The sequence below is a fragment of the Streptomyces sp. NTH33 genome (genome assembly GCF_003236365.1).
Classification (GTDB): Bacteria; Actinomycetota; Actinomycetes; order Streptomycetales; family Streptomycetaceae; genus Streptomyces.
In genome coordinates this window covers 1-2,518 of sequence record NZ_POTZ01000677.1, presented here as the reverse complement: position 1 = coordinate 2,518, position 2,518 = coordinate 1, and the positions used below count along the sequence as shown (strand labels likewise).

The window sequence follows — 2,518 nt, the reverse complement described above, 5'->3', positions numbered from 1 at the left end:
GACGCCGCGGACATCTACCGCTCCCTCGCCGACGCCAACACCATGGCCACCAGCGGCTACCTGGCCGGTCTGCAGGAGACGACGGCCACCCGCGAGCGCTACGAGTCCGACATCCGCACGGCTGCCGCCAAACTCGTCACCGCCGCCGCCAACTCCGCCCCCGGTTTCCCCTCCGCCGCCACCATCACCAGGCTCAACGAGCTTCTGCCCCACTACAAGGGCCTGGTGGAGGCCGCCCGCGCCAACAACCGCCAGGGCTTCCCGGTCGGCGGCGCCTACCTGCGCGCCGCCAACGACACGATGCAGAACGAGATGCTCCCGGCGGCCGAGGACCTGTACCAGAAGGAGAACCAGCGGCTGAGCGCCGACTACGCGGACGCGACCCCGTACCCGTGGGCCGCGATCGCCCTCGGCGTCGTCGCCCTCGCGGCCCTGGCCTGGGCCCAGCGGCGCAACTACCTCCGTACGAACAGGGTGCTGAACCACGGCCTGGTGGCCGCCACCGCGGCCACCACCGTCGTCCTGCTGTGGCTGGTGATCGGCCACAGCGTCGCGCGCGCGGGCCTGAACGGCTCCCACACCCACGGCGTGCGCTCGCTGAGCGTGCTGCACGACGCCCGTATCGCCTCCCTCAAGGCCCGCAGCGACGAGAACCTGACCCTCGTCAGCCGCGGCGCGGAGACCAGGACGCTGAAGGACGGCACGGTCATGGACGCCTACGACTGGGCGTACGACCAGGAGATCGACAAGCTCGCGAAGACCCTCGCCCACGCCGACCGCCTCGCCGACGACACCGCGGGCCGCAAGTCCGTACGCGTGGCGAACGAGTCGATGAAGGTCTGGAAGTCCCGGCACGAACTGGCCCGTCAGGCCAACGACTCCGGCGACTACCAGAAGGCGCGGGACCGGGTCATCGGCACCACCGCCAAGGACGAGTCGACGGGCGAGTGCTTCGACAACGTCGACACCTCACTGGCGTCGGCGCTCACCCACGAGACGAACGAGTTCAAGCAGGCCGCCCGCGCCGGCCTGGCCGCGACGACCGGCCTGCCCGCCGGCTCCGCGGTGCTCGCGGTCCTCGGCGCGGCCGGCGCGGTCATCGGCATCGGACGCAGACTGTCGGAGTACCGGTGAACAGGAGAGGGAACGGGAGAGGGGGCGTGACGATGCGAGCAAGACGTCTGCGGGCCGGCCTGAAGGGCTGGGGCGGCGTGGGAGCGATGGCAGCCGTCTGCGCCTTGGCGCTGACGCTGCTCCTGTTCCTGCTCCCGCCACGCACCCAGCCGTACGCGACCGGCGCCCCCGCCCCGGACAACCAGAGGACGGCGCAAGCCACTCGGACCAGGGCGGACACCTGCAAGGACGACCAGGCCCACAACCAGAGCCTGTCCCCGTCGAACGCGGACGGCCCCACCCTCGGCGCCATCAGGTCGCGCGGCTACCTGTCGGTGGGCGTCGACCAGAACAGCTACCGCTGGGGCTACCGCAACCCGAACAACTCCACCGGCGAGCTGGAGGGTTTCGACATCGACCTGGCGCACCGCATCGCCAAGGACATCCTCGGCGACGAGAACAAGGTCCAGTTCAAGGCCATCCCCACCAACGAGCGCATCCCCGCGATCAGAAGTGGCCGCGTGGACATGGTGGTGCGCACCATGACGATCACGTGCGACCGTCTGAAGCAGGTGGCGTTCTCCGCGCCGTACTTCCTGACCGGCCAGCAGGTCCTGGCCCCGAAGACGTCGAGGATCACCGGGTACGACGCCTCCCTGGCCGGCCGGAGGGTCTGCTCGGCGACGGGCTCCACGGCCTACGACCACCTGTCCGCCGGCAAGAAGGACGGCAGGCTCCCCGCCTCCACCGACATCACCACCACCGTCCCCAACCAGCTGGACTGCCTGGTGAGGCTGCAACTCGGCGAGGTGGACGCGGTGGTGACGGACAGCGCGCTCGCCGCCAGCCAGGCCGCACAGGACCCCGCGGTGGCGCTGAAGGGCACGAGCTTCACCAAGGAGTTCTACGGTGTGGCGATGAAGCTGGACGCCGACGACCTGGTGCGCCGGGTCAACCGAATACTGGAGGACTACCGCAAGGACGGGGGCTGGAAGGCGTCGTACGACACGTGGTTGTCCGCCACGCTGGGTAGGGAGTCGTCGTCGGCGACCCCGCCGACGGCGAGTTACCGGTGACAGACGGAACACGAACGCAGCGAGAGGTGATCGATGGGCGTCACGGACCCCGCCGGGCCGGTGATGGACCGGGACGAGGTGGACCGTGCGCTGGCGCGGCTCGGCTCGGAGCACGAGGCCATCGAGACCTCGCTCCTCGCCCTGCAGGACCACGCGGGCCGCAGACTCCTGGAGGGCGCCGAGCTGACCGGTGTGACCAAGGAGCGCTGGGCGGCGACGGAGGCCTCGATCACGCTGCTGTGGACGTACTTCGACGCCTACAGCGGCGCGCTGCGCACCGCCCGTGAGATCCGCGCCCGCCGCCGCTGGTCCAGCCGCGAGGACCTGGT

At 70.6% G+C, this 2,518-nt stretch carries 2 protein-coding genes and 1 pseudogene; all 3 read left to right on the top strand.

Features of this window, described 5'->3' with window-relative positions; all coding sequences use genetic code 11:
* The coding region (locus tag C1I97_RS34805; protein ID WP_111006965.1) for a hypothetical protein at positions 1-1,134 on the top strand (1,134 nt) is incomplete at its 5' end.
* 32 nt (positions 1,135-1,166) lie between these two features.
* Positions 1,167-2,189, top strand: a complete 1,023-nt coding sequence (locus C1I97_RS34800; protein WP_111006964.1) for a glutamate ABC transporter substrate-binding protein — start codon at positions 1,167-1,169, stop codon at positions 2,187-2,189.
* A 33-nt stretch (positions 2,190-2,222) separates the two neighbouring features.
* A pseudogene (locus tag C1I97_RS34795) lies at positions 2,223-2,518 on the top strand (hypothetical protein); the annotation flags it as partial.